Raw genomic sequence first — 23,734 nt, 5'->3', positions numbered from 1 at the left:
GCGCTGCGCGGCTTTGGCGATCCTTGCTGCTGCGATCTTTTTAAATCGAATACTCGGTGGGATCGCCTGCCGCTGCATCAATGCGCGGGTCCGGCTGGGAAAGAGTGAGGAAGTTGCGCAGGATGTGATCCATTTGGCGTGACTCGGTAAGGAAGGCGTCGTGGCCTACCGGGGAGACCACCTTGGCCATAGCCAATAGATTTCCCAGATTGCGCGAGATATGTTCTTGCTGGTGATACGGGTACAAGATGTCCGTGTCTACTCCTACGACCATTGTAGGTACCTTGGATGATCCCAGCGCGCGGTTGAGCCCACCGCGGTCACGGCCGATATCGTGGCGGTTGAGCGCCTCGGTGAGAGTGACATAGGAGCCGGCATCGAAGCGGTCGGCCAGCTTGATTCCTTGGTAATCCAGGTAGGAGTTAACGGCAAAGCGATTATCGCGGCGACGGTAAGGCCCGAGCGGGTTCTCGCCGGTCTGTGCATGAACGCCGAAGCGCTCGTCAATTTCTTGTTCGCCGCGGTAGGTCAGGTGCGCAATGCGGCGCGCGGCCGCCAGCCCCTCGCGCGGGCGCTGGGCGGAAGCGTAATAATCGCCGCCGTGCCAGAACGAATCTTGCTCGATGGCCGCGATTTGCGCCGACTGGATGCCAATCTGCCAAGCAGAGGCGCGGGCCGAAACGGCAATGACGCAGGCTGCGTCGAGGAAATCGGGGTGCATCAGTGTCCACTCCAGCGTGCGCGCGCCACCCATTGAGCCGCCGATGACGGCATGCACGTGGGTGATGCCAAGTTCATGCAAAGCGGCACGCTCGGCCGCAACGAGGTCGCGCACGGAAAGCGCGGGAAAACGCGAACCCCAAGCACGGCCATCGTCTGGGTGCGGAGAAGCCGGGCCGGTAGAGCCTGCGCAGCCGCCCAGTGCATTGGTAGCGATAATGCACCACTTCGTCGTATCCAGCGCCTTGCCGGGGCCTACTAGGTCGGCCCACCACTCGGCCACATTCGAGTCCCCGGTTAGCGCGTGTTCGACCAGGATGACGTTATTGGCGCCATGGGGATCGCCGAGAAGGTGGCCGAAGCGGTGGTAGGCAATGTGGGCGTCGGCAAGCGTGGCGCCGGCTTCGGTGTGGAAATCGCCGATGCTAACTAGCTTCATGCCAGCGCGTTAAAGCCCAGCTCGAGGTCCGCGATGATGTCATCGATGTGCTCGATGCCCACGGACAGGCGGATAGTGGATTGCGTAATGCCGGCTGCTGCCAGCGCAGGTTTATCGGATTGCGAGTGCGTGGTGGTTGCCGGATGTATGGCCAGGGAGCGGGTATCGCCGATATTGGCGAGGTTGGAGTGGAGCTTAAGGGCGTCGATAAACGCCCAGGCTTCTTCGCGGCCGCCGTCGATGTCGAAGGAGAACACGGAGCCCGTGTAGGCGTAGCCGAGCTTTTCCTTGGTCGCCTTATACGGCGAGGAGTCCAGGCCCGCGTAGTTGACCTTGGTGACCTTGGCGTGGCCTTCCAAGTACTCGGCGACGGCTTGGGCGTTGGCATTGTGCTTTTCGACGCGCAGCCCTACCGTCTCAATTCCATTCAGCGTCAGCCAGGCGTTGAAGGGGGAGATGGCGGCGCCGGTATCGCGCAGCAGGCCAGCGCGGGCCTTGAGCGCGAAGGCCGAAGCGCCGAGGTCGGCGTATTTGAGTCCGTGGTAGGCCTCATCCGGGGTGACGAAATAGGGGAATATGGGCTCGCCGTTGCGGGTGACGGTCCAGTCGAAGGAGCCGCCGTCGATAATCGCGCCGCCGACGGCCGAGCCATTGCCGGTATAGAACTTGGTAGTGGAGACCACGACGATATCTGCGCCGAGGTCCAGCGGCCGGGCTAGGGCGGCGGTGGCGATGGTGTTATCCACGATGAGTGGGACCTGGTTATTGTGGGCGACCTCGGCGATGGCCGGGATATCAAGGACATCGGCCACGGGGTTACCGAAGGTCTCGCCATAGAAGGCTTTGGTATTTGGCTGTACGGCATCTTGCCAGGAGGCCGGATCGTCCGGGTCCTCGACGAGAGTGACGTCGATGCCTAGGCGCTTGAGCGTGACGGTAAAGAGGGTAGATGTGCCGCCGTAGAGGCGAGGGGAAGTCACGATGTGGTCGCCGGCCGAGGCGAGGTTCAAAATGGCCGCGGTTTCAGCGGCCTGGCCGGAAGCGAAGGCAACGGCCGCGACGCCGCCCTCGAGGGAAGCGAGGCGCTCTTCCAGTGCGTCCTGGGTGGGGTTGGTCAGGCGGGTGTAGATGGGGCCGGCGTCGGAAAGATTGAAGCGGTTGGCCGCGTGCTCGGCATCGTTAAAAACGTAGGAGGTGGTCTGGTAAATCGGCACATTGCGGGCGTTGTGGTGCCCGTCGAGGTTTTGGCCTGCGTGTACAGAGCGGGTAGCGAAGGACCAGTTGGAATTGGAGTTATCGTATTTCGTCGTCATGCTTGGCAAGACTAGACCAAGCGGTATATATAGCGAACGAGTTTGTGGAAACGCGCTGGCAGCCGCGAGAATAAAAATAGACCAAGCGGTCGGTGTGGCGCTTGGTCTGGTGGGGTGTCTTTCTTAGCTGCGGCGGTCGTGCTCCTCGAGCTGATTAGCAATGCGGCTAGTATTCGCGCGGGTGTCATTGCTATTGCGCACGAGCTTGACCACGAGGGCGATAATTCCAGCGAGGATAAGGACGAAAACGAGGATGAGAAGGAACTCAATCGGACCTAAAGACATCTATTACCTTTCGTTTATGATCGTTGGAATTATGGTATCACCCCTGCAAAGCGGCCGCGACTGCAGAAAGGCTTTCGCGTAGCTCGGCATCGCTGAGGTGGCCGAAGCCGAGTACGACGCCGTCTTCAGCATCGGCCCCGCCCCAATAATCGCGCAGTGGGGTGAGTTTGATGCCGCAGGCGGCGGCGCGGGGGACAACGGCCGGATCGCACAGTAGGACTGCGTGGAGGCCACCGTGGATGGGAAGGAGCTGGGTGCCATCGATGGAGCCAAGTGCTTCGGCCACTAGGTTGCGGCGGCGTTTATAGGTGCGGCGCATGCGGCCGGTGTGGCGTCGTAAAGCGCCGCTGGCAAGGTAGTGGGCGAGCGCGGCCTGGGGGATGGAGCCGACGGGTTGGCCGAAGATATCGCGCACGCGGTCCACGGCCGAGCGCAAACGTGGCGGGAGGACGAGGTAACCGCATGCAATCGAGGGGGAGATGACCGAGGAGAAGGTACCCAGCAGCACGGTGTGTTCCGGGGCGAGTGCGGCCAGGGCGGGCAGCGGCTGGCCGACGTAGCGCAGTTCGGAGTCGAAGTCATCCTCGATAAGCAGGGCGTCGTGTGTGCGGGCCCATTCGACGAGTTCGGCGCGCCGGGCTGCGGGCAGCGAGCCGCCGTAGGGGTATTGGTGGCTGGGGGTGACGATGAGGGCGTCGAGATCGGCCGTGGGGACGGTGACGCCTTCGGGGCCGGTGGGGATTTCCACCAACGTGTGGCCGAGGGCGTGGGGCACGCGGCGCAGGCTGGGGTAACCGGGGGATTCCACGCCCACGCGCAGCTGGCGGCCGAGGGCGCGCAGGAGCACGGAGAGGCCGTCGCGGGCGCCGGCCGTGATGAGCACGCAGGCCGGGTCCACGGTGAGCCCGCGCATGTGGCGCAGGTGGGCGGCGACCTCGTGGGGCAGATTGCCGGAGGGGTCGACGGCCGCTGCACGCCACGCGGCCCTCCATTCAGGGGTGAGGATTCCCGCGGTGTCGGGCAGTCCGGGCGTCAGTGACACCAGCTCGGGCTCGGCGGCCGGTATGGGGGCCGGCTCCGGGCGCGGGGCGCGGGCGTGGGGGAGCAGCGGGTTGATGACGGTGCCGGAGCCAACCTCGGCCGTAAGGTATCCCTCGGCCGTGAGTTGCTCGTAGGCGGTGACTACGCTGCCTCGGGAAACGCCGAGCTGGGTGGCTAAGGTACGGGTGGAGGCAACGCGCTCGCCGGGCAGGAGGACGCCGGCGGCAACCTGGGTGCGGAGGGCCGCGGCGATTTGCACGGGCAGCGGCCGCGTATCAGAGGGATCGAGGCGGAGAGGCACCCCCTCATCATAAGTGGTCTAATCCAACACACTGAAAATGGCTCTTGTCTTGTACCAATTGTGTGGGCCACTATGTGACCTATGACTGAACAGGTAAATGAACAAGGACGCGCCACTACGCGCGTGAAGCGAGGACTAGCCGATATGTTGAAAGGCGGCGTCATCATGGACGTCGTCACGCCGGAGCAGGCGCGCATTGCGGAGGACGCGGGTGCGTCGGCAGTTATGGCGTTGGAGCGCGTGCCGGCCGATATTCGTGCGCAGGGCGGGGTGGCACGCATGTCGGACCCAGAGCTAATTGAGGGCATCGTCGAAGCGGTGGACATCCCGGTCATGGCCAAGGCCCGCATCGGCCACTTCGTGGAGGCGCAGATTCTGGGCGAGTTGGGCGTGGACTTCATCGATGAGTCCGAGGTGCTGAGCCCGGCCGATTACGTCAACCACATCAATAAGTGGGACTTCGACGTGCCGTTCGTGTGCGGTGCCACCAACCTGGGGGAGGCGCTGCGCCGCATCACCGAGGGCGCGGCCATGATTCGCTCCAAGGGCGAGGCCGGCACGGGCGATGTCTCTGAGGCCGTGAAGCACCTGCGCACGATTAAGGCCGAGATTGCCCGCCTGCGCCACCTGGATCGCGATGAGCTCTACGTCGCGGCCAAGGAGCTGCAGGCGCCGTACGACCTGGTCGCAGAGGTCGCGGAGACCGGCAAGCTCCCGGTTGTGCTTTTTGTTGCCGGTGGCGTGGCCACGCCTGCCGACGCCGCCCTCGTCCGCCAGATGGGCGCCGAAGGCGTCTTCGTCGGCTCCGGCATCTTCAAGTCCGGCGAGCCCGCCAAGCGTGCGGAGGCCATCGTCAAGGCGGCGACCCTCTACGACCAGCCGGCCGAACTAGCCAAGCTTTCCCGCGGCCTGGGCGAGGCCATGGTGGGCATCAATGTCAACGACGTGCCCGCGCCGCACCGCCTGGCTGAGCGCGGATGGTAGCCACCGTTGGGGTGCTGGCGCTGCAGGGCGGCGTCGAGGAGCACCTGCGCATTCTTGATGAGCTCGGTGTTGCTACTCGCCGGGTGCGGGTGCCGCGGGACCTGGACGGGCTCGACGGGCTGGTGATTCCGGGCGGCGAGTCGAGTGTCATCGACAAGCTAGCGCGCAGCTTCGATCTGGCCGAGCCGCTGCGCGACGCCGCAGCTGCAGGCCTGCCCGTGCTCGCGACCTGCGCTGGGCTCATCTACTGTGCCCGCGAGCTCGATAACCCCGCGCCGGGCCAGCAGACCTTGGGCCTGCTGGATGTGACGGTGCGGCGCAATGCCTTTGGCAACCAGCGTTTTTCCGCCGAGCGGACAGTGGACGTGGTCGTTGTTAAAGACCAGTCGCTGCCGATTGAGGCGAGCTTTATCCGCGCACCGCTGGTCACCCGTGTAGGCGAGGGCGTCGAGGTCATCGCGACGGCGCCGGGCGAGGACGGCGACGCGGTGGTCGGCGTGCGCCAAGGCCGCGTGACGGCGCTGAGCTTTCACCCAGAAGAAAATGGCGACGCTCGCGTGCACGCCGCCTGGCTCGATAGCTTCTAAATCTGCGCGCATACCAAAGCCGCCCCGCAGCGAATTGATTGAACTGGCCCCCGAAAGTTGGACTGGTTTAATTCTAGGCGGTTAGGGCTTCAAGGGTCTGATTTCGATATTGCATCGGGGTTAGACCCTTGAGTCGTTGTTGGATGCGTTCGGTGTTGTACCACCGGATGTACTCGTCGATTGCCTGGTTGAACTCTGCGACGGTGTCGAAGGCTTCTCCGTGGTACATCTCGGTTTTCAGGTGGCCGAAGAAGTTCTCCATGACCGCGTTGTCGTAGCAGTTGCCTTTGCGTGACATCGATTGGACTCCCTGGTGCTGGCTAATCAGGGTGCGCCATGATGAGTGCTGGTATTGGAATCCTTGATCGGTGTGGATCATCCAGCCCGGCTCTGGAGCACACGCTTTGATCGCCTGCGCCAACGAAGCCGAGGTAAACGCTGTAGACGGCGATGTGGCCACTGTGTGGGCGACGATTGAGCGGTCGAACAGGTCCATCACCGGTGAGAGATACACCTTGCGGCCAGCGACTTTGAACTCGGTGACGTCGCTGACGAAGACAGTGTTGAGCCTATCGGGGGTGAAGTTGCGCTCGAGTGTGTTCTCAGCGATGTAGCTGATTGTGCCAGTGTAGGAGATGTAGGGCCTGCGCTGGCGGATCTTGGCTTTCAAGCCCATGGCGCGCATGAGCTTGTAGACAAGTTTGTGGTTGACCACCCAGCCCTGGTTACGCAGGTCGAGCAGTACCCGCCGGTAGCCGTAGCGGTGTTTGTTGCGCTGAAAACTGTCCCGGATCGCTTGTTTGAGCTCGGCATGTTTATCCGGTGCGGTGAGTCGTTTTTGGTGGTAGAAGAATGTCGAGCGTGCCATGCCGGCCGCATCCAGGAGGTAGTCCAAGCGGTGGTGTGACTTGAGGATGACGATTGCCTGGGCTTTCAGGCGTGTCCCTGGTTCCTCAAGTCTCGCAATTTTTTTAAGTAGGCGTTTTCCGCTTCCAGCCGCTCAACCTGGCGGCGAAGCTTTTCCTCTTCCGTGAGGCGTTTCGGCCCAGCCGATCCTTTGGGCCTGCCCTTCGGCTTCGGGCGCAGAGCCTCGTCGCCGCCTCTGCGCCACTTAGCCACCCAGTCCTTGACGAGGTGGTCGGATGAAAGATTGAACTCTCGGGCAAGATCCATCATCGACTCACCCGCAAGATGACGTTCTACAACCTCCTTCTTCGCCTCGAAGGAGTAGTGCTGCTTGTTTGGTTTCTCCACGAGACATAGTCTGCCACGCAGTTGGAAACGACGATAAAGTCTACGCGTTGCGTCTCTCGAGACACCGACAACACGAGCAGCGGCTCGGCAACCCATTCCCTGCTCGAAAAGCTCCACTAACTGCTCACGCTGAACTTCACTCAGCGAACTACGTGCTCTCAAAGAAAATGCTCCCCACTAGTTGTTGGCAACTGATTTCTCAGTCCAACTAATGGGGAGCAGTTCAGATGAACGCTGCGGGGCGGCTTTTGCCTGGGAAGAATTACTTCTTCAGTCCGTCAATGATCTCGTTGAACCTAGCAACTGGGCGCATGACGGCAGAGGTCTTCTCGTCATTTGGCCAGTAGTAGCCGCCGAGGTCGGCGGGGTTGCCCTGGGCGTCGACAAGCGCCTGGGCGATCTCGTCTGCCTGGGAGGACAGCTGGGAAGCCACGTCCTTGAAGGCTGCGGCGAGATCGGCATCATCGGTCTGGTTAGCCAGCTCTTCGGCCCAGAAGGTGGCCAGGAAGAAGTGGGAACCGCGGTTGTCGATTTCGCCCACCTTGCGGGACGGGGACTTGCCCTCATTGAGTAGGCGCTCGGTGGCCTTGTCCAAGGTAGCGGCTAGGACGCCGGCTTTCTCGTTGCCGTTGGTCTGCTTTTCGTGGCGGAAGGACTCGGCCAGGGCCAGGAACTCGCCGAGGGAATCCCAGCGCAGGTGGTTTTCTTCTTCTACCTGCTGGACGTGCTTCGGGGCGGAGCCGCCGGCACCGGTCTCGAAGAGGCCGCCACCTGCCATGAGTGGAACCACAGATAGCATCTTGGCGGAGGTGCCCAGCTCGAGGATGGGGAAGAGGTCCGTGTTGTAGTCACGCAGCACGTTGCCGGTAACGGAGATGGTGTCCTCGCCGCGGCGGATGCGCTCGATGGAGGTCTTGGTAGCGGTTACCGGGTCCTCGATGGAGATGTCTAGGCCCTCGGTGTCGTGGTCCTTAAGGTACTTCTCCACTAGGGACTTGATGTTGCGGTCGTGGCCGCGCTCTGGGTCGAGCCAGAAGATGGTCTTCATGCCGGACAGGCGAGCGCGGTTGACGGCGAGCTTGACCCAGTCCTGGATCGGGGCATCCTTGGTCTGGCAGGCGCGCCAGATATCGCCTTCCTCCACGTCGTGGGAGATGAGGACCTCGCCCTGGGAGTTGCGAACCTCAACAGTGCCCGCGGCCGGGATCTTGAAGGTCTTATTGTGGGAGCCGTACTCCTCGGCCTTCTGCGCCATCAGGCCAACGTTCGGCACGGTACCCATGGTGGTCGGGTCGAAGGCACCATTTTCCTTGCAGTCCTCGATAACAGCCTGGTACACGCCAGCGTAGGAGGAATCCGGAATGACGGCGAGGGTGTCCTGCTCCTCGTCGTTCTTATTCCACATGTGGCCGGAGGTGCGGATCATGGCGGGCATGGAGGCGTCAATAATGACGTCGGAAGGCACGTGCAGGTTGGTGATGCCCTTGTGGGAGTTGACCATGGCAAGGTCGGGGCCTTCGGCAAGAGCGGCGTCGAAAGCAGCCTTGATTTCCTCGCCGTTGTCCAGGTTCTTCAGGCCCTCGTAGATAGCGCCCAGGCCGTTTTCGCCGTTGAGGCCAGCAGCCAGCAGTTCCTCGCCATACTTGTCATATACATCAGCAAAGAAAGCGCGGACGACGTGGCCGAAGAGGATGGGGTCAGAGACCTTCATCATGGTGGCCTTCAGGTGGGTGGAGAAGAGCACGCCTTCTTCCTTGGCGCGCTTGACCTGTGCGATGAGGAACTCATCCAGAGCCTTGGCGGACATGAAGGTGCCGTCGATGACCTCGCCCTTGAGAACCGGCAGCTCCGGCAGTAGGGTCTGCTCGCCGTCGGCGGTCTTGAGGACGATGGACAGGGTGTCCTCGTTGTCCAGGATGATGGACTTTTCATTGTGGCGGAAGTCGTTGTCCGCCATGGTGGCAACGTTGGTCTTGGAGTCCTTGGACCACTCGCCCATGCGGTGCGGGTGCTTCTTCACAAAGTTCTTCACGGCCTCCGGTGCGCGGCGGTCGGAGTTGCCCTCACGCAGCACCGGGTTAACAGCGGAGCCCTTGACGGAATCGTAGCGGGCAGCGATGTCCTTTTCTTCCTCGGTGGAAGGATTGTCCGGGTAATCAGGCAGGTCGTAGCCGGCGGCCTGCAGCTCGGCGATGGCCTTCTTCAGCTGCACCAGGGAAGCGGAAATATTCGGCAGCTTGATGATATTTGCTTCCGGGGTCTTGGCCATCTTGCCCAGCTCTGCCAGGGCGTCTTCGACCTTCTGCTCCTCGGTCAGGCGCTCCGGGAACTGCGCGGCGATGCGGGCGGCCAGCGAGATATCGCGGGTTTCCACGTCGATGCCCGCGGTGGAAGCGAAGGCCTCCACGATGGGCTTGAGGGAGTAGGTCGCCAGCAGCGGCGCCTCATCGGTACGGGTCCACGTAATCTTTGCCATGATTCTCCTATATAACGTTGGAAAATTGTTCAAGTGCCCAGATTACCGATTTTGTGGGCGGCATGTGGGCCAGTTTGCGGAAAGTGATCCCCTATTTGCCGCCCCTTGAAAAGGGTTGCGTGGCCGCTGTCACCCATGCGCAGGTGGGGTGGAGATATTCACGACCACCCGCTGCAGGCATGCTACCGGAGGACACGGGGTGTACCCTCACTCTCCATGAAAATCATCGATGAGCTAAGCCCGCGCAGCGCACACGAACACCGCATTCGCCGCCGTCCGCTGCCGTTGCAAACGGAGATTACCGCCCGCCGCCGCGCCATCGTCATGGTCGCCATGGCCCTGGGCGCGTTTGCCATCGGCACGACGGAGTTTGTGTCTATGGGTCTCCTGCCGCTTATTGCAGATGATTTTGGCATTTCGGAAGAAAATGCCTCGACGCTTATCACTATCTATGCGATGGGCGTGGTGGTCGGCGCCCCGCTGATTGCGGCCTTTACCGGCAAGCTGCCGCGCCGCCGCCTGATCTTGCTGCTCATCGGCTTCCTCGTGGTGGGCAACCTCCTCTCGGTCTTGGCACCGAATTACGCCATCCTCATGGTCGCGCGCTTTATTGCGGGCATGCCGCACGGCGCTTATTTCTCCGTGGCTAATCTCTCGGCCGCATCCATGGCGCCCCCAGGCGGCCGCGGCAAGGCCATGGCTTATGTGGGCATGGGCCTGGCCATCGCCACGGTCATTGGTGTGCCGGCTGCGCAGGCGCTCGGCTCCACGCTGGGCTGGCAGGCTGCCTACCTAGTGGTCGTGGCCTTGGGCGTCATTACCGCTATTGCGTTGTTCTTCCTGATGCCGCACATGACGGAGATGAAGCAGACCGATATCCGCACGGAGTTTGGGGCGTTCAAAAATAGCCAGGTGTGGTTCACCGTCATCATGGGCGTGGTCGGCTTTGGCGGCATGTTCTCCGTCTATACCTATATTTCGTGGACCATGACCGAGGTCGCCGGCATGGACCAGAGCCTCATCTGGGTGGTGCTCATGGCCTATGGCATCGGCATGACCATCGGCAACGCCTTCGGCGGCTGGCTTGCTGACCGCAACCTGGAGTTTGGCATCATCTTTGCCTTGGCCTGCCTCATCGTTATCCTGACGGCCTTTTATTTCCTCTCCGGCCATGCCATCCCCGCTACCTTGTGCTTTGGCTGCGTGGCGTTTATGGGCTCCACCTTGGTTCCTTCGCTGCAGCTGCGTTTGGTGCATGTGGCTGGCGACGCCCAGACTTTGGCCGCAGCCCTTAACCAGTCCGCGCTGAACATCGCGAATGCAGCGGGCGCTACCATTGGTGGCGCCGTCGTGGGCGCCGGCCTGGGCTACTCCGCCCCAGCGCTGGCGGGTGCCGGCCTGGCGGCCGCGGGTTGCCTGGTGTGGGCTGCGACGATGTGGGATAAAAAGCGCCTTGCTCGCCGCGTCTAGGCGGACCGATATGCTGTTGGCATGACCCTTACCATCGCGAGCGTAAACGTCAATGGAATCCGCGCTGCGTGCAAGCAGCGCAATGAAAATAACCCTGGAATGAATGCTTGGCTAGAGGAGACTCCGGCCGAAATCGTGCTCATGCAGGAGGTGCGCGCAACCCCGGAGCAGGCCGAAAAGGCCTTGGCACCAGCCCTAGAGGCGGGCTGGCATTTGGCTCTTGCCGACGCCGCCGCAAAGGGCCGCGCCGGCGTGGGTATCCTGTCTCGCACTCCGCTTGCCGACGTCGAAGTGGGCTTCGGCTCCTTTACCGACGCCGGCCGCTGGATTGCCGCCACCACCCGCGATATTCGCGTCGCCTCTCTGTACCTGCCCTCTGGCGATACCGGTTCGCCGAAGCTGGATGAAAAGTACCGCTTCTTGGACGAGTTCCAAGAGGTGCTAGCGGAGAACGCCGCGCGGACGAACTCCGATGGCAGCCCGGCCGACATGGTGATCGGCGGCGATTGGAATATCTGCCACCGCGCCCAGGACCTGAAGAATAATAAGGCGAATGAAAAGAAGGCTGGCCACCTGCCGGAAGAACGCGCCTTTATGGACCACGTCTTTGGTGCGTTCCCGGATGCTGAGCCGCAGGAAAAGAAGAACCTGGGGCAGTGGCAGGGAGTGGTGAAGTACGCCGGCGGCGAGCCGTGGGCCCCAACCACAAAGCCGCAGTGGTTTGACGTAGCCCGCCGCCTCCATCCGGATGAAGACGGTCCGTATACCTGGTGGACCTACCGCGGCCAGGCCTTTAATAACAACGCCGGGTGGCGCATCGATTATCAGGCGGCTACCCGTCCTATGCTGGAGCGCGCGCAGCGCACCTGGGTGGATAAGGCTCCTACCGTGGAGCAGCGCTGGTCCGACCATTCCCCACTATTGGTGGAGTACAGCTGATGACGCCACTATTTAGCGTCCTTTACGTAGTCGGCATTACGGCCGAGTCCATGACCGCCGCCTTGTCCGCCGGCCGTCAAAAGCTCGATCTTTTCGGCGTCACCATGATTGCTTCCATGACTGCGCTAGGCGGCGGTACGGTGCGCGATATGATCCTCGATGACCCTCCATTTACCTGGGTAGAACACCCCATCTACTTGGTAATCGTCATCGTGGCGGCCGTGGTGACGGTGGGCATGTCCTTCCTCATGCACTACTTCCGCCACCTCTTCCTCATCTTGGATGCGCTGGGCCTCGCGGTCTTTTCGGTGCTCGGCACCCAAATCGCGGTCCACTTGGGGCACGGGTTCATTATTGTCTCGGTCTCTGCGGTGATTTCCGGCGTCTTTGGCGGCGTGCTGCGTGACCTGCTTTCGGATCGTATCCCGCTGGTGTTTTCCGGCGAGTATTATGCCGCCATCTCGCTGCTGGCCGCGGCGCTTTTTATGGCGCTCTACCACGGCGGTCTGGCCGAAGAACCGGCCGCTATCATTACCGCCTCCGTGTGCTTTATCGCCCGCTTGGCCGCGATCTACTTCAAGAAGGGATTGCCCGTCTTTGAGTATCGCGATGCCGAGCAGCAGATGGATCCGCGCCTGCGTTTGTCCGCGCGCATCGTGCGCGATGGCGCCCGCAAGGCCAAGCGCAAGGCGGGCGCGGCCACGCGCTATGCCAGCCCCATCACGCGCCCGCTGACCCGGCCGCTGAGCCGTCCACTGGGGCGCACGTTTAAGAACAAGTCACGAGAGTTTTCTAACGCGGCGGAGGGCACCGACTACAGCGATATTTCGAGCAATCGCATCGCGCGTCGCCCGAAGCGGCAGTCGATTACCCGGCCGAGTGGCCGGCACTCGCCAGGAGCGAGGGGAGTAGACGTGGAGCAGCAGTGGAGCTTTAATAAGGGGGACGTCGGCAAGCGTAAAGCCCCCAAGCACAAGCAGTAGTGCTACTATGGGTAGGTCAAAAAAATCAGTAATCTGCAACGGAGAAAGTTCATGGCTCGCGCAATTATTTCCTTCGTCCTCGGCGCTGTAATCCTCGGCCTGAGCATCTGGTGGTGGACCGTTGTTGGTCCGTCCTTCGCTTTCCTCGGCCCTATCGTGCTCATGGGCGTGGGCGGCGCGCTGATGGTATCCGGTTGGGCCATCCTGATGGACGTGGTTAGCCCCACCTCCCGCAAGCTCTAAAATCCTTGCGCCGCATTCCCTCTGTCCCTCGGGCAGGGGGAATTTTTCGATCCGGTAGGGGAAATGCTGGGGGAAGGATGTGAACCGCGCGCTGTAGCTAGGGGGTAGGATAAAGCACCATGACTGCAGACAATTCCACCGTTTCCCGCGTCCTGTCCGGTATCCAACCCACCGCTGATTCCTATCACCTGGGTAATTACCTGGGAGCGCTCAAGCAGTGGATTGACCTGCAGGACGGCTATGATGCCTTCTACTTCATCCCTGACCTGCACGCGATAACCGTAGAGCAAAACCCGGAGGAGCTGCGCAACCGCACCATCGCAGGTGCCGCACAGCTCATCGCCCTGGGCATTGATCCGGAAAAATCCACGCTCTTCGTGCAGTCGCACGTGCCCGCCCACGCGGAGCTGACCTGGGTTTTGCAGTGCCTCACCGGCTTTGGCGAGGCCTCCCGTATGACCCAGTTCAAGGATAAGTCCGCCAAGCAGGGCTCGGATCGCACCTCCGTGGGCCTATTTACCTACCCGATCCTCATGGCCGCAGATATTTTGCTGTACTCGCCGGATTATGTGCCGGTGGGTGAGGACCAGCGCCAGCACCTGGAGCTGACCCGCAACTTGGCCGAGCGCTTCAACAATAAGTACGGCGAGACCTTCAAGGTACCGGAGCCGTTCATCCCGGAGGGTGCGGCCAAGATTTATGACCTGCAGGAGCCGACCTCCAAGATGTCCAAGTCTGGCGCCAACCCCAAGGGTTTGGTCAATCTCTTGGACGCACCGAAGACCTCAGCCAAGCGCATTAAATCCGCCGTGACGGATGACTTGGGCTCGGTGGCCTTTGACCGCGAAAATCAGCCGGGCGTGTCCAACCTATTGGTCATCCAGTCCGCGCTGACCGGTGAATCTATCGATTCCCTAGTGGAGAAGTACGCCGACCAAGGCTATGGCCACCTCAAGGTCGATACCGCAGATGCGCTGCAGGAATTTACCACTCCGCTCAAGGCGCGCTTTGATGAGCTGATGGCGGACCGCGGCGAGCTCGAGCGCATCCTGGCTCAGGGTGCGGAGACGGCGCAGGAGATTGCCCAGCCGCTTGTCGACGACGTCTATAAGAAAGTCGGCTTCCTTCCTCGCCTGCGCAAGTAGCATGGGGGCTGCTTCCCCCGTGCTCCACCCCACAAAGGGACAACAGGGCATTTGCCAGTTACTCTAGGTGGGATAAAAATTTTGTGAGCAAGAAGGGAAGCACGTGCCAACCACCACGCAATCCTCCTCGAAGAAGACGGACCACTACGGCATCGAACGCGCCAATGCCGACGATCCCGGTGCGGTAGATAAGATTCGCTCCAAGTCCAGGTTCGTTGATCACCTCATGCGCATGAACGAGCGCTACGGTGCCGAAGGCGGCAACCAGTTTGCCGCCGGCATCACCTATTATTCGGTGCTCTCCATCTTCCCGCTTGCCATGCTGATCGTGGCCACCGTCGCCGCCGTCTTGGCTAACCGCGAGGACCTGCTCAATGATCTGCAATCCCATATCACCAGTTCTATCGATGGCGATATGGGCGATACGGTTAACAAAATCCTCGATACCGCCATTGACCAACGCGGCGCCATGTTCGGTATCGGTGGTTTGACCACCCTGTGGTCCGGCCTGGGATGGATGAATAACCTGCGCATCGGTATCTCGGCGATGTGGGGTATCGATGCCAACGAGGGCGGTTCCTTCTTGAAGAAGAAGTTGTCTGACCTGGTGGGCCTCATTGGCCTTATCGTGGCGTTCCTCATCGCCTTTGGCGTGACCGCCGCCGGTTCCTCCGGCCTCACCCAAAAGATTTTTGAGCGCGTAGGAATCGAGTCCTTCTCGGGCATGGACTTGGTGATTTTCTTTGTCGGCTTGGCTGTGGGCCTCGTGGCGAACTTCATCGTTATGTGGTGGCTGATTATGATCCTGCCGCGCACCAAGGTGCCGAAGAAGTCTGGCCTTATCGGCGCGGCCATCGGCGCTGTAGCCTTTGAGGTGCTCAAGCAGCTGTCTACAATCATTATGTCTTCTGCTACCGGCAGCCCGGCCGGCGCGGTCTTTGGTCCGGTCATCGTGCTCATGGTGGTCATGTACCTAATTTGGCGCGTGGTGCTGTATATCTCCGCGTGGACCGCCACCACTAAGGAATCCCTGAAGTACACCCACCCGCCAGTCCCAGAACCAGCCGTTATCCGCGTGCGCAATGAGATCAAGGAGGGCGCGCCTGCTGGTGCGACCTTCGGCGTCGGTGCCGCATTGGGCGCTGCGGCCGTGGGCGCGTGGAGCCTGTTGCGGCGAAAGTAAATCTCCCCCTTAGGGGTGAGGACGCCCCTGCCATTGGGCTTTAAAATAGACATTATGAACGCCAATGACATCGCACCGAATCTTTATGAGGAGTGGGGACTAGACCGCCGCGACGGCGCACACGAGCTTTTAGTCTTGTTGGAGTCCAAGGATCTGCAGCTCCAGCAGCAAGGCCAAGACGCCGAGGAGCCGCGGCGCGCGCAATTGCGCATCGCCGCCAGCGTTGTGGGTTCTGCCGCGAAGAGGGCGGAATACGATAAGGCGTGTGAGGCAGGGTTGCGCCCCACCTGGGGTGATTTAGGGCAGTTGGGTGCAGTAGGCCAGTGGAACCCGCGGCCGCAGCAACCGCAGCAGCAGGTTCAGTTTTCCCAGTTCGGTCAGGCCGCGGGGCCAGGGCCCCAAGTTAAGCAGGAGCCACAATTTGCGCAGACCGCTAGCCCCTATGGGTCACCGTATTCGCGCAATCCCTTCGCCCCTCAGTCCAATCCGTTCCCACCAGCAGCGGCGGTGAACGCGGCTGTCCCCGCGCCGTTGGTACAACAATCAGTGGCTGAAATTAGTCAGCGCGCTGGTCAAGATGCGCGCATCGGAATGGCCATTTTGGACCTATTCTTTTTCTCACTCATCAGCGGTAGCTTCGGCGGCGCGCTGCTTTCTGGTGGCGTGGATGAGCTCTCGACGTTTATCGGTGGCGTCATCATCTTGCTGCTCTACGTTTTGGGCACCGAGTGTTGGCTTGGTGCCAGCCCGGCCAAGCTGCTGATGGGCTATACGGTGCGCGATGTCGATACCAAAGAGCGGCTTAGCCTCACCCAGTCCGCAAAGCGCCAGTGGTGGCGCCTCGTTAATGTCGTGCCGGGCCCCGGTACTTTTGCCAGCTGGGTGGGCGCCGGTGTGCACACCTTCACCATTTCGGAGAAGAATAACCGGCGCGGCTCCCACGATGAGTGGGCTAACGCCGAAGTAGTGAAAAGGCACCCACGCAAATAGCCAGCAACACTACGGCGCCGGCGATAACCCAGCCGAGCCACCCCTGCACCCCGGCCAAGGAGGAGTTGGCCGATTGTGCCTGGGCATCGGGGGCCGGGGTGGCAGCAGGGGAGGCAGGGGAGTCGGCGTGGGAATGGGCGTCGGCGTCGGCAAGCAACTGCCCTACACCATCACCGGGATGCACCTTATAGGCCTCGTGCAGCAGTTTCTGAGCCTGCTCCCACGCGCGCGGGCCGTGCTCCACGGTGGTATCGAGCAGCACCGCTTGCAGCCGCCGGCCATGGCGGTCGAGCGCACCGACGAAGGTATGGTGCGCATCATCGGTAAAACCCGTCTTGCCACCAATACCGTCCGGATCGTTGAGGAAAAGCCCGTTATCGTTTCCTAGTTGGTAGCCTTCATAATCTCCCCAGCCCGGAAAATCTACGGAGTCCGTATCCACAATGCGCGCGAACGTCGGGTTATGGAAGGCCGCGCGGTAAATGCGGGAAATATCCTCGGCCGAGGTAGACATCCCCGGGGCGTCGAGCCCGGAGTAGCTGGCCGCGTACGTGGAATTCGTACCGATTTCAGCCGCCTTCTCGTTAACCTTGCGCAAAGTGGCCTCGTCGCCGCCCAATTCCTGCGCCAGCGCATGCGCAGCGTCGTTGCCCGAAGCCATGAGCAAGCCCTGCAAAAGCTGCTCCACCGTGTACGTGCCGCCTGGGCCGATGCCCACCGCGGAACCATCGATTTGCGCCGATTCTTCGCCCACCTCGACCTTCTGGTGCAGGTCCAACTCGTCGATGACCACGAGCGCTAGCAGCGCCTTAATGATGGAGGCCGGCCGGTACCGGCCGTTAGGGTCCTTCATCGCGACGATCTCGCCGGTGTCGATATCGGAGACCATCCAGGCTGCGGCCACCACATCCTTATCCACTTTGAATCCTTCAGGCAGGGTGGTGCCGCAGGGCTCATCGCTGTCCACCGGAGGCAACGGGGTGGGGGAGGCCTGCCCAGGAGCGAGGCGCTCCGAGGTGGTGGTCGCCTTTTCCGGGCGTTCGGAGTGCGGGCATTTATCGGTATCCGGCGCGGCGGTACGCGTGGTGGTTGGAGCGGTCGGCGTTTCCGCCAGTGCTAGCGGCGGGCCGCTCGCCAGCACGGCGGCGAGAGAACAAGCGAGAATTCTTTTCATGACATGACACATCTTAGGCCCGTGCTTACGATGGGACGCATGCATGACGCGCCATTGATTAGCCCCGAAAACAAGGACTCCGCCGCCGACGTGGTGGCGCACCTGCCTAAGGTCTCCCTTTTTGAAACCATCACCTCCTCGGCCACCACGCCGGAAGAGCTCACCGCCGCTCTCCGCGAGCGTTATGAAGCTTTGGCTGCCGACGGCGTGGTCTACGCAGAAGTGCACCTAGACCCCGCAGAGCTTGGCCTCGACGCCGCCGTGGTTGCCGAAGCCGCCGTCGCTGCCGGCGTCCCTAACATTGATTCCCGCATCGTCCTGGCAGGCTCGGCCCCAGAGGGAGCAATGCCTGATGAGGCCCCCGTGGTGGGCTATAGCCTGCCGCAGGACCAAGCGAGCGCAGCCGCAGATTTCCGCGCGGATTTCCTGCCCACCCAGATCCTGGTGGGAGAGGACTTCGCAGAGGTAGAGCGTGCCGCCCGGGCTGGGGTGAATCGCCTCATCCACCCAATCAATATGATCGATGATTTCACTGCGAATATTGATGGCATCCTGCCGGGCAAGGCATCTGGATACATCCGCGATCGCCACATCCCACTTGTCTTTACTCCGCTGGAGGAGTCCGAAGATCTCAATGACCATCCGCTGCCGCTGCTGCAGCAGCTGGGCTTTACCTGTGCCATTTCTTCGGGCGAGACCACCTTGACCAAGCAGTTCCTCGCGCTGAGTGAGACCTTTGGCTATGGGCTGGAGGAATTTTTCGATCTCACCGTCAAAGCAGTGGAGAATTCCTTCGCTGACCAGGAATTACGGCAGCATCTGCTAGAAACGGTTATCCTGCCAGCATACGAGGAACTATCAGACCCCGAGCTGGCAGGCCCAGACACTGAAGAGTCATTGGCAGACACCGCTGAAGAAACTACTGACTAAAGGAGAATTACATGCCTTCCGTACTTTTTGTTGTTACCGCTGCTGAGGAATGGACACTGGCCGATGGCACTAAGCGCCCTACCGGCTATTGGGCCGAGGAGCTTATTGCACCGCACCGCGTCTTCCAGGGCGCAGGCTGGGACATCCACTTTGCTACTCCGGGTGCGAAGGCCCCCGTGGTAGATGAGTACAGCCTTGAGGTACTGCCCGATAACGTGCGCATGGCGCAGGAAAATTACTTGGCAGAGTTGGGCGTGGCACTAGAGAACCCGATGAACTTGGCTGAGGTCGATGAAGCGGATTATGACCTCATCTTTTACCCAGGAGGCCACGGTCCGATGGAGGATCTTGCCTACGATCAGGATTCTGCAAAGCTTATTCAGGCGCGTATGGATTCCGGCCGCGCGCTCGGCCTCGTTTGCCACGCCCCGGCCGCGCTATTGGCCTTGGATAACGAGAATTGGCCGTTCAAGGGCTACAAGATGACTGCCTTTAGCAATGCCGAGGAAGGCGAGGAGATGGTTGCCGCCGCTAAGTGGGCGCTGGAGACTCGCCTGCGCGAGCTCGGCGCGGACTATCAAGAAACCGACGCCATGTCCCCGAATGTCATCGTGGACCGCAACCTGTACACCGGCCAGAACCCCGCCTCTTCTGAGCCGCTGGCACAGCGCATTCTGCGCGACTTCTAAATGCACATACCGCGAGTTCTCAAGACCGGGGCTGCCCTGACTGTTGTGGTCGGGGTAGCGGGCATGGCGGCGTATGCGCTCAGCCGCCGGCCGTACCTGCGGGAGGTGGCACCGGGCCTGCGCAGCCCGGTTCTGTACCTGCCAATGCATCTGCTTGCCGACGCCACCTTTGCCCGCGCCAGCCGCTTCTTCGCCACCATCGACTTTTCTCGACCAATCCGGCATGCGGTGGACATTACGGAGTTTTCTGCCTCCTTCGATGGCCACGCTTTCAGCGCCCGCGTGCTTACCCCACGCGACGATGCCCAGGGCGTAGCCGATGCTGGGCCGCGCCCCGTGGTGGTGTGGACGCACGGCGGCGGCCATCTTATCGGTGGCCCGGCCATGTATGACCCGCAAAATGCTCGCATGGCGGCCGAGCTCGGCGCCATCGTGGTGGCCCCGCGCTACCACAAATCCACCCAGGAGCCGTTCCCCGCGGACCATGATGAGTGCTACGCCGCGCTGCGCTGGGTGCAAGAACACGGAGATAAGTTGGGCGGGGATACCTCGCGCATCGCCGTCGCCGGCGATAGCGCCGGCGGCGGCCTTGCCGCGGGCTTGGTGCAGCGTGCCTTTGATGAGGGCCATCCGGTCCGCGCGCTCGGCTTGGTCTATCCCATGCTGGATCACCGCACCACGGACAAGTCCGGTGCGGTGGGCCAATTCATCTGGACGGCGGGCCCGAACCGCGGCGCGTGGTCGATGTACCTGGGAGATGACCATCTGGATGTTGACCTGCCGCCCTATGCTTCGCCGGCCACGCGCAGTGATCTTTCCGGCTTGCCGCCAACGTGGATCGGGGTAGGCGGCATCGACCTCTTCTGCGATGAATCCGTGGCTTTTGCCCAAGCCCTCGACGCAGCCGGCGTGGACACCACCCTCGACGTGTGGGCCGGCGCCTACCACGGCTTCGACCAGATTAAACCCAAGGCGCCACAATCGCGCGAGCTTATCGACGCCCTCATTGACCACCTTCGCCGCCACCTCTAAAGTCACGTACTAAGGGAGGACGAGCGATGAAATACAACACGCACGTGTCGTGGGTCGTAACTTTCGCCAGCCTGATTGTTCTCGGTCTGATTCTGGGCGGAGTCTTTGGGATAGGAACCCTAGGCCGCTCCATTGTTGGACTCAGTGCCTTTGTTGTGTGGCTGATTTTCGATAAATACATGCGCGACCGGACCCGACGCCAAGAGGAAGAAGCAGCGGGCGATTAAACGCAAAAGCCGCCCCGTCTCCGTCCAGCTGCTGTGCAGTGGGGGCAGAGGCTAGGGCGGCGGATGCCACGCGCGGCCGGGGCCGCGCGAACCGTGCGGGTTTAGAACTTGGAGAAGCGCTTGATGAGCATATCCTCCAAGCCCTTCCAGGACTCGGCGTGCTCGTTATATGGCTTGGACGGTACGTAGCCGGCGTGCTCGGTGGAGCCGAGCATGTAGCCCAAGTAGTCCTGCAGGCGGGGGTGAGCCAGCATATAGGAGTTAATGGAATCGTCGCCTGCCCAGTCGGCGGCATCGGCGCATACCTCATAGCAGCGCGCCATCTGATCGGAATCGACGGCCTCCGGGCCCTTTTCGATATCGCGCACGATGCCATTGAAGGAGTACTGGTTATCCGGGTGGACCTGAACTTCTAGCTCGCCGGCATTAGCGGCGGCTACAACCTCTTCCCAGGTGGATACGCGTGCCAAGTCGTGGTCATCGTTGTCCATGATCCAGCGCACCAGGGTCTTCGGGGAATCGAAGGTGAAGATCTCGCCCCACTTGCCCAAGAAGATGGGTTTGCCGTCCAGGTAGGTGCGCAGGGTGTAGACGGACTTGGACTGCGCGGTGATCTTGATGGGATCGATGCCCGCGGCAGCCCACGGGGAGTTATCGTACGGGTCAGCGGCCTCGGCGGCGGCCTTGCGCTTCTTTTCGGCTTCCTTGGCTGCTGCAGCGGAGGCGGCAGCAGCAGAAGAGATGCGCTCCTTGGCATCGGAGACCTTGGCCGCATCAAAGTCATCGCTGGAGACCACGCGAACGTGCTTATCCAGGTCCTCGATGACCTTCTTCCAGTTATCGGCGATGACGTGGCCGACGCCGGACCACTCGCTCATGCCCTGTTCGCCGGAGTAGTGGTCGGCGCCACGGGAGACATTGCGCAGGATGGAGTGGGAGGCGAAGAAGATGGTGGTGTGCTCTGCACCGGCGACGTCGGCAAGCGCGGAGGCTATCTCCAGGTTGCGGGCCACCGTGGATACGTTCCGGTGGCTCGGGCGACCAGCCAGCGCCTCCGGCATGCCGATGAGGTCATACTCATCGCGCTCGGCCGGGGTAACGCGGTCCGCATCGCGGCCGGCAAACTGGTCCCACTGCGGGTGGTCCAGCAAATCGTGCTTGGTGCCAGACTCCACAAAGCACAGCAGCTCGGCGGGCGAGTTGAAGGCTAGGACGGCCTCGTCATCGCCCAAAAAGGCCTGCCACTCGGAGCCATGTTGGCGCCACTTGGGTGCCCAGAGGGTATAAAAATCGCCCTCGGTCAGCGAGAGCTTTACAGGTACAATTGCGCGGGTGCTCATGGCGTTTTAGTCTACCCAACGCCCTAAGCAGCGCGCGAGAGCGCACCGGCCTTAAGCCGTGGGACGCCAAAAGCCTTTGAATTGCATGCCCATATTTGTGGTGCGCAGCGGGTTGGTTTGCACTGGGTCGCCGGCCTCCACGATTTCGCCATTGCCGGAATACATTGCCACGTGTCCATCCCATACCACCAGGTCACCGGGCTGCAATTGATCCGCGCTGACCTGCTGACCAATGGCCTGCTGGTCCGCCGTGCGCGGCAAGCCCACCCCGGCCTGCGAATACGCCCATTGGGTAAGGCCCGAGCAATCAAAGCCGCCGTTTCCGGTGCCGCCCCATACGTAGGGCTGGCCCACTTGGCTCTTCGCTGCGGCGACCGCGGCCTGCCCGGCGGCCGAACCACCCTCGGCAGAAGGCTCTGGTGCGGGCGGGGGAGAAGATACCTCGTGTGTGGTGGCGTCGGCGCCGGCACCAGCGCCCGCCGCAGATTGTTCTGGAAGAGCGGTGGTTTGCTGGGTGCTGGTGGGGCTTGCGGGGGCGTCGGCAAGCGCGGAGTGCACCGGCCGCTGCGCTACCGGCTGCAAGGACTGAGCAGCCGCGCTGAGATCGCCCATCAGACGCTGCACGCGGGCAGTGGCCATGCCCAAGTGCTGGGAGATAAGCGCGCGAAGCTGAGCCAGAGCGGCGGCACGCGCCGATGGATCCAGCGATAGGAAACCCAGCGCGGTGGGCAGGGCCTGTCGCACCAGCTGCGTGGCGATGCCCACCAGATCCCGGATGGTGCCCGCTACCAAGGTGCGGGCCTGGCCGAGCGCGGCAGAGATGGTTGCATTATCGAGATCGATATTCTTCGCCGACTCGAGTAGGGGAGCGGGATTGCCATGGGCGATAGCGGCCAAAGGCTCGGCGGCGGAAAGATCCGGCACGCGGGGAAGCTCAACCTCCGGAAGCTGCGCCGGTTGCATGGTGGCAATCTGCTTAAGCGCGGCATCGAGCATCTACATCGCCGCCCCAAGGTGTTGGCCTAGCGAGGCATCGGTGTCTTCTGCCTCGCGCGACATCTGAAAACCGGAGTGGGCAACCTGCCCCATATCGTTGCGCAGCACGCTCATGCGCGCGCCCACATTATCGAGCGCGGCATGCACCGCCTCATTGAAAGCGGTGAATGCGGAATCTTCAGGCAAAACGGGGTGGGGCGGATTCTCCCCTTCGGACTGGGCGTGCAGGTCGCGGGCGAGGTGGCGGGCATAGTCAGTATCGATCGTGAAAGGTCTCATGCCCTATTGGACTGCCCGATGGCCCATTTGGTTCCCAAAAAGTTTAAAGTGGTGGTCATGGACATCCACGTAGTAGACCACCCGCTTGCCGCCTCCCGCCTTACCCTCATGCGCGATGCGCGCAGCGATAACTCCGCTTTCCGCGCCGCCCTGAAAGACTTGGGCGCCATGCTTGTCTATGAAGCATCCCGCGGTCTTGCCGTGGAGAACTTCGACTGCGCTACCCCGGTTTCTACCGCACAGGGCACTCGCCTGCAGGACCCGCCTATCATCGTGCCGATCATCCGCGCCGGGCTGGGCATGGTGGACCCGGCCCTGTCCATGATTCCGGATGCACAGGTCGGCTTCATTGGCATGGCCCGCAACGAAGAGACGCACGAGCCGGTGCCGTATCTGGAAGCTCTTCCGGAAGATCTGACCGGCCGCACGGTGTTCGTGGTGGATCCAATGCTGGCCACCGGTGGGTCCCTGCTGCACGCATTGCGCCTGCTTGCTGATCGAGGCGCTACCGATATCACCGCCATCTGCATGGTCTCGGCGCAGCCGGGTGTGGATGCGCTGGCTGAATCCGATCTGCCGGTGCGCCTAGTAACCGCCGCTATCGATCCTTCGCTCAACGAGGATGCTTATATCGTTCCGGGCTTGGGCGATGCCGGCGACCGCCTCTACGGTCCGCGCAATATCGACCTTTAAGGTAATCTTCTCCCTGGAAAG

The 23,734-nt window shown here is 61.8% G+C and carries 23 protein-coding genes and 1 pseudogene; 14 read left to right on the top strand and 10 right to left on the bottom strand.

Annotation, left to right across the window (positions count from 1 at the left end; all coding sequences use genetic code 11):
* Nucleotides 1-40 precede the first annotated feature (40 nt).
* From MHX61_RS03930 to MHX61_RS03915, 4 genes are all read right to left on the bottom strand, one after another.
* Nucleotides 41-1,159 carry a homoserine O-acetyltransferase gene (locus tag MHX61_RS03930; protein WP_239192873.1) on the bottom strand — a complete coding sequence of 373 codons (1,119 nt, stop codon included), beginning with the start codon at nt 1,157-1,159 and terminating at the stop codon, nt 41-43.
* A complete protein-coding gene (locus MHX61_RS03925) occupies nt 1,156-2,472 on the bottom strand; it encodes an O-acetylhomoserine/O-acetylserine sulfhydrylase (RefSeq protein WP_239192870.1) in 1,317 nt (438 codons plus the stop codon). Before MHX61_RS03925 ends, MHX61_RS03930 begins: the two co-directional genes overlap by 4 nt.
* A gap of 123 nt (nt 2,473-2,595) precedes the next feature.
* Nucleotides 2,596-2,757: a hypothetical protein gene (locus tag MHX61_RS03920; protein ID WP_239192867.1), complete on the bottom strand. Its 162-nt coding sequence runs from the start codon at nt 2,755-2,757 to the stop codon at nt 2,596-2,598.
* Between the two features lie 37 nt (nt 2,758-2,794).
* Complete coding sequence (locus tag MHX61_RS03915; protein ID WP_239192864.1) at nt 2,795-4,099, bottom strand: PLP-dependent aminotransferase family protein; 1,305 nt, start codon at nt 4,097-4,099, stop codon at nt 2,795-2,797.
* An 81-nt stretch (nt 4,100-4,180) separates the two neighbouring features.
* On the opposite strand from MHX61_RS03915, the gene pdxS reads away from it, so the two are divergent.
* Together pdxS and pdxT are read left to right on the top strand one after the other, a co-directional pair.
* On the top strand, nt 4,181-5,083 hold the full coding sequence (gene pdxS, locus MHX61_RS03910; RefSeq protein ID WP_023020656.1) for a pyridoxal 5'-phosphate synthase lyase subunit PdxS: 903 nt from the start codon (nt 4,181-4,183) through the stop codon (nt 5,081-5,083).
* Entirely contained in the window at nt 5,077-5,670 is a 594-nt protein-coding gene (gene pdxT / locus MHX61_RS03905) for a pyridoxal 5'-phosphate synthase glutaminase subunit PdxT (RefSeq protein WP_239192862.1), read from the top strand. Before pdxS ends, pdxT begins: the two co-directional genes overlap by 7 nt.
* A 73-nt stretch (nt 5,671-5,743) precedes the next feature.
* Here pdxT and MHX61_RS03900 read toward each other — a convergent pair.
* Both MHX61_RS03900 and MHX61_RS03890 read right to left on the bottom strand, forming a co-directional pair.
* Nucleotides 5,744-6,962 (bottom strand): annotated as a pseudogene (locus MHX61_RS03900) (IS3 family transposase); the annotation flags it as partial.
* A gap of 224 nt (nt 6,963-7,186) precedes the next feature.
* A complete protein-coding gene (locus MHX61_RS03890) occupies nt 7,187-9,400 on the bottom strand; it encodes an NADP-dependent isocitrate dehydrogenase (RefSeq protein ID WP_239192860.1) in 2,214 nt (737 codons plus the stop codon).
* A gap of 216 nt (nt 9,401-9,616) precedes the next feature.
* Here MHX61_RS03890 and MHX61_RS03885 point away from each other — a divergent pair, with 216 nt between their 5' ends.
* From MHX61_RS03885 to MHX61_RS03855, 7 genes are all read left to right on the top strand, one after another.
* Nucleotides 9,617-10,870 carry an MFS transporter gene (locus tag MHX61_RS03885; protein WP_239192858.1) on the top strand — a complete coding sequence of 418 codons (1,254 nt, stop codon included), beginning with the start codon at nt 9,617-9,619 and terminating at the stop codon, nt 10,868-10,870.
* A 21-nt stretch (nt 10,871-10,891) separates the two neighbouring features.
* Entirely contained in the window at nt 10,892-11,809 is a 918-nt protein-coding gene (locus MHX61_RS03880) for an exodeoxyribonuclease III (RefSeq protein ID WP_239192841.1), read from the top strand.
* Nucleotides 11,809-12,792 carry a trimeric intracellular cation channel family protein gene (locus tag MHX61_RS03875; RefSeq protein ID WP_239192839.1) on the top strand — a complete coding sequence of 328 codons (984 nt, stop codon included), beginning with the start codon at nt 11,809-11,811 and terminating at the stop codon, nt 12,790-12,792. Before MHX61_RS03880 ends, MHX61_RS03875 begins: the two co-directional genes overlap by 1 nt.
* A 51-nt stretch (nt 12,793-12,843) precedes the next feature.
* Nucleotides 12,844-13,035: a hypothetical protein gene (locus MHX61_RS03870; protein WP_005322618.1), complete on the top strand. Its 192-nt coding sequence runs from the start codon at nt 12,844-12,846 to the stop codon at nt 13,033-13,035.
* Nucleotides 13,036-13,154: 119 nt separating this feature from the next.
* Nucleotides 13,155-14,180, top strand: coding sequence for a tryptophan--tRNA ligase (gene trpS / locus MHX61_RS03865; protein ID WP_204610104.1), 1,026 nt, complete (start codon nt 13,155-13,157; stop codon nt 14,178-14,180).
* Between the two features lie 103 nt (nt 14,181-14,283).
* Entirely contained in the window at nt 14,284-15,363 is a 1,080-nt protein-coding gene (locus tag MHX61_RS03860) for a YhjD/YihY/BrkB family envelope integrity protein (protein WP_204610103.1), read from the top strand.
* Between the two features lie 54 nt (nt 15,364-15,417).
* Nucleotides 15,418-16,353 carry an RDD family protein gene (locus tag MHX61_RS03855; RefSeq protein WP_204610102.1) on the top strand — a complete coding sequence of 312 codons (936 nt, stop codon included), beginning with the start codon at nt 15,418-15,420 and terminating at the stop codon, nt 16,351-16,353.
* Here the strand turns inward: MHX61_RS03855 and MHX61_RS03850 are convergent.
* A complete protein-coding gene (locus MHX61_RS03850) occupies nt 16,316-17,527 on the bottom strand; it encodes a D-alanyl-D-alanine carboxypeptidase family protein (RefSeq protein ID WP_239192837.1) in 1,212 nt (403 codons plus the stop codon). The two genes, MHX61_RS03855 and MHX61_RS03850, sit on opposite strands and share 38 nt — an antisense overlap.
* A 39-nt stretch (nt 17,528-17,566) precedes the next feature.
* Here MHX61_RS03850 and MHX61_RS03845 point away from each other — a divergent pair, with 39 nt between their 5' ends.
* From MHX61_RS03845 to MHX61_RS03830, 4 genes are read left to right on the top strand one after another with little or no spacing between them, the layout of a single operon-like run.
* Nucleotides 17,567-18,457, top strand: a complete 891-nt coding sequence (locus MHX61_RS03845; RefSeq protein ID WP_370658401.1) for an adenosine deaminase — start codon at nt 17,567-17,569, stop codon at nt 18,455-18,457.
* A gap of 11 nt (nt 18,458-18,468) precedes the next feature.
* Nucleotides 18,469-19,146: a type 1 glutamine amidotransferase domain-containing protein gene (locus MHX61_RS03840; RefSeq protein ID WP_239192833.1), complete on the top strand. Its 678-nt coding sequence runs from the start codon at nt 18,469-18,471 to the stop codon at nt 19,144-19,146.
* Nucleotides 19,147-20,178 carry an alpha/beta hydrolase gene (locus MHX61_RS03835; protein WP_239192831.1) on the top strand — a complete coding sequence of 344 codons (1,032 nt, stop codon included), beginning with the start codon at nt 19,147-19,149 and terminating at the stop codon, nt 20,176-20,178.
* A 26-nt stretch (nt 20,179-20,204) separates the two neighbouring features.
* Complete coding sequence (locus tag MHX61_RS03830) at nt 20,205-20,405, top strand: hypothetical protein (protein ID WP_239192829.1); 201 nt, start codon at nt 20,205-20,207, stop codon at nt 20,403-20,405.
* Between the two features lie 101 nt (nt 20,406-20,506).
* Here the strand turns inward: MHX61_RS03830 and MHX61_RS03825 are convergent, their stop codons facing one another.
* Genes MHX61_RS03825 through MHX61_RS03815 form a run of 3 tightly spaced genes read right to left on the bottom strand, consistent with a single transcriptional unit; the run spans nt 20,507 to nt 23,020 of the window.
* Nucleotides 20,507-21,745, bottom strand: coding sequence for a hypothetical protein (locus MHX61_RS03825; protein ID WP_239192827.1), 1,239 nt, complete (start codon nt 21,743-21,745; stop codon nt 20,507-20,509).
* 51 nt (nt 21,746-21,796) lie between these two features.
* Nucleotides 21,797-22,741 (bottom strand): C40 family peptidase, encoded by a 945-nt coding sequence (locus MHX61_RS03820; protein ID WP_239192824.1) that lies wholly within the window; start codon nt 22,739-22,741, stop codon nt 21,797-21,799.
* Nucleotides 22,742-23,020: a chemotaxis protein gene (locus MHX61_RS03815; RefSeq protein WP_239192821.1), complete on the bottom strand. Its 279-nt coding sequence runs from the start codon at nt 23,018-23,020 to the stop codon at nt 22,742-22,744.
* A 57-nt stretch (nt 23,021-23,077) separates the two neighbouring features.
* Between MHX61_RS03815 and upp the strand changes: the two genes are divergently transcribed.
* The gene (upp, locus tag MHX61_RS03810; RefSeq protein WP_239192817.1) at nt 23,078-23,713 is read left to right on the top strand and encodes a uracil phosphoribosyltransferase; all 636 of its coding nucleotides are present in this window, start codon (nt 23,078-23,080) and stop codon (nt 23,711-23,713) included.
* The last annotated feature ends 21 nt before the right edge of the window (nt 23,714-23,734 follow it).

This window comes from Corynebacterium sp. ACRPF (assembly GCF_022347395.1).
Classification (GTDB): domain Bacteria; phylum Actinomycetota; class Actinomycetes; order Mycobacteriales; family Mycobacteriaceae; genus Corynebacterium; species Corynebacterium tuberculostearicum_D.
Note: the sequence above shows the minus strand (reverse complement) of the source record. Positions and strands in the feature narration are given on the sequence as shown.

What these genes read in the sequence shown, in the direction of transcription:
- MHX61_RS03930 (WP_239192873.1), bottom strand. Translation starts at nt 1,159, where the DNA reads ATGAAGCTAGTTAGCATCGGCGATTTCCACACCGAAGCCGGCGCCACG.
- MHX61_RS03925 (WP_239192870.1), bottom strand. Translation starts at nt 2,472, where the DNA reads ATGACGACGAAATACGATAACTCCAATTCCAACTGGTCCTTCGCTACC.
- MHX61_RS03920 (WP_239192867.1), bottom strand. Translation starts at nt 2,757, where the DNA reads ATGTCTTTAGGTCCGATTGAGTTCCTTCTCATCCTCGTTTTCGTCCTT.
- pdxS (WP_023020656.1), top strand. Translation starts at nt 4,181, where the DNA reads ATGACTGAACAGGTAAATGAACAAGGACGCGCCACTACGCGCGTGAAG.
- pdxT (WP_239192862.1), top strand. Translation starts at nt 5,077, where the DNA reads ATGGTAGCCACCGTTGGGGTGCTGGCGCTGCAGGGCGGCGTCGAGGAG.
- MHX61_RS03890 (WP_239192860.1), bottom strand. Translation starts at nt 9,400, where the DNA reads ATGGCAAAGATTACGTGGACCCGTACCGATGAGGCGCCGCTGCTGGCG.
- MHX61_RS03885 (WP_239192858.1), top strand. Translation starts at nt 9,617, where the DNA reads ATGAAAATCATCGATGAGCTAAGCCCGCGCAGCGCACACGAACACCGC.
- MHX61_RS03880 (WP_239192841.1), top strand. Translation starts at nt 10,892, where the DNA reads ATGACCCTTACCATCGCGAGCGTAAACGTCAATGGAATCCGCGCTGCG.
- MHX61_RS03875 (WP_239192839.1), top strand. Translation starts at nt 11,809, where the DNA reads ATGACGCCACTATTTAGCGTCCTTTACGTAGTCGGCATTACGGCCGAG.
- MHX61_RS03870 (WP_005322618.1), top strand. Translation starts at nt 12,844, where the DNA reads ATGGCTCGCGCAATTATTTCCTTCGTCCTCGGCGCTGTAATCCTCGGC.
- trpS (WP_204610104.1), top strand. Translation starts at nt 13,155, where the DNA reads ATGACTGCAGACAATTCCACCGTTTCCCGCGTCCTGTCCGGTATCCAA.
- MHX61_RS03855 (WP_204610102.1), top strand. Translation starts at nt 15,418, where the DNA reads ATGAACGCCAATGACATCGCACCGAATCTTTATGAGGAGTGGGGACTA.
- MHX61_RS03850 (WP_239192837.1), bottom strand. Translation starts at nt 17,527, where the DNA reads ATGAAAAGAATTCTCGCTTGTTCTCTCGCCGCCGTGCTGGCGAGCGGC.
- MHX61_RS03845 (WP_370658401.1), top strand. Translation starts at nt 17,567, where the DNA reads ATGCATGACGCGCCATTGATTAGCCCCGAAAACAAGGACTCCGCCGCC.
- MHX61_RS03840 (WP_239192833.1), top strand. Translation starts at nt 18,469, where the DNA reads ATGCCTTCCGTACTTTTTGTTGTTACCGCTGCTGAGGAATGGACACTG.
- MHX61_RS03835 (WP_239192831.1), top strand. Translation starts at nt 19,147, where the DNA reads ATGCACATACCGCGAGTTCTCAAGACCGGGGCTGCCCTGACTGTTGTG.
- MHX61_RS03830 (WP_239192829.1), top strand. Translation starts at nt 20,205, where the DNA reads ATGAAATACAACACGCACGTGTCGTGGGTCGTAACTTTCGCCAGCCTG.
- MHX61_RS03825 (WP_239192827.1), bottom strand. Translation starts at nt 21,745, where the DNA reads ATGAGCACCCGCGCAATTGTACCTGTAAAGCTCTCGCTGACCGAGGGC.
- MHX61_RS03820 (WP_239192824.1), bottom strand. Translation starts at nt 22,741, where the DNA reads ATGCTCGATGCCGCGCTTAAGCAGATTGCCACCATGCAACCGGCGCAG.
- MHX61_RS03815 (WP_239192821.1), bottom strand. Translation starts at nt 23,020, where the DNA reads ATGAGACCTTTCACGATCGATACTGACTATGCCCGCCACCTCGCCCGC.
- upp (WP_239192817.1), top strand. Translation starts at nt 23,078, where the DNA reads ATGGACATCCACGTAGTAGACCACCCGCTTGCCGCCTCCCGCCTTACC.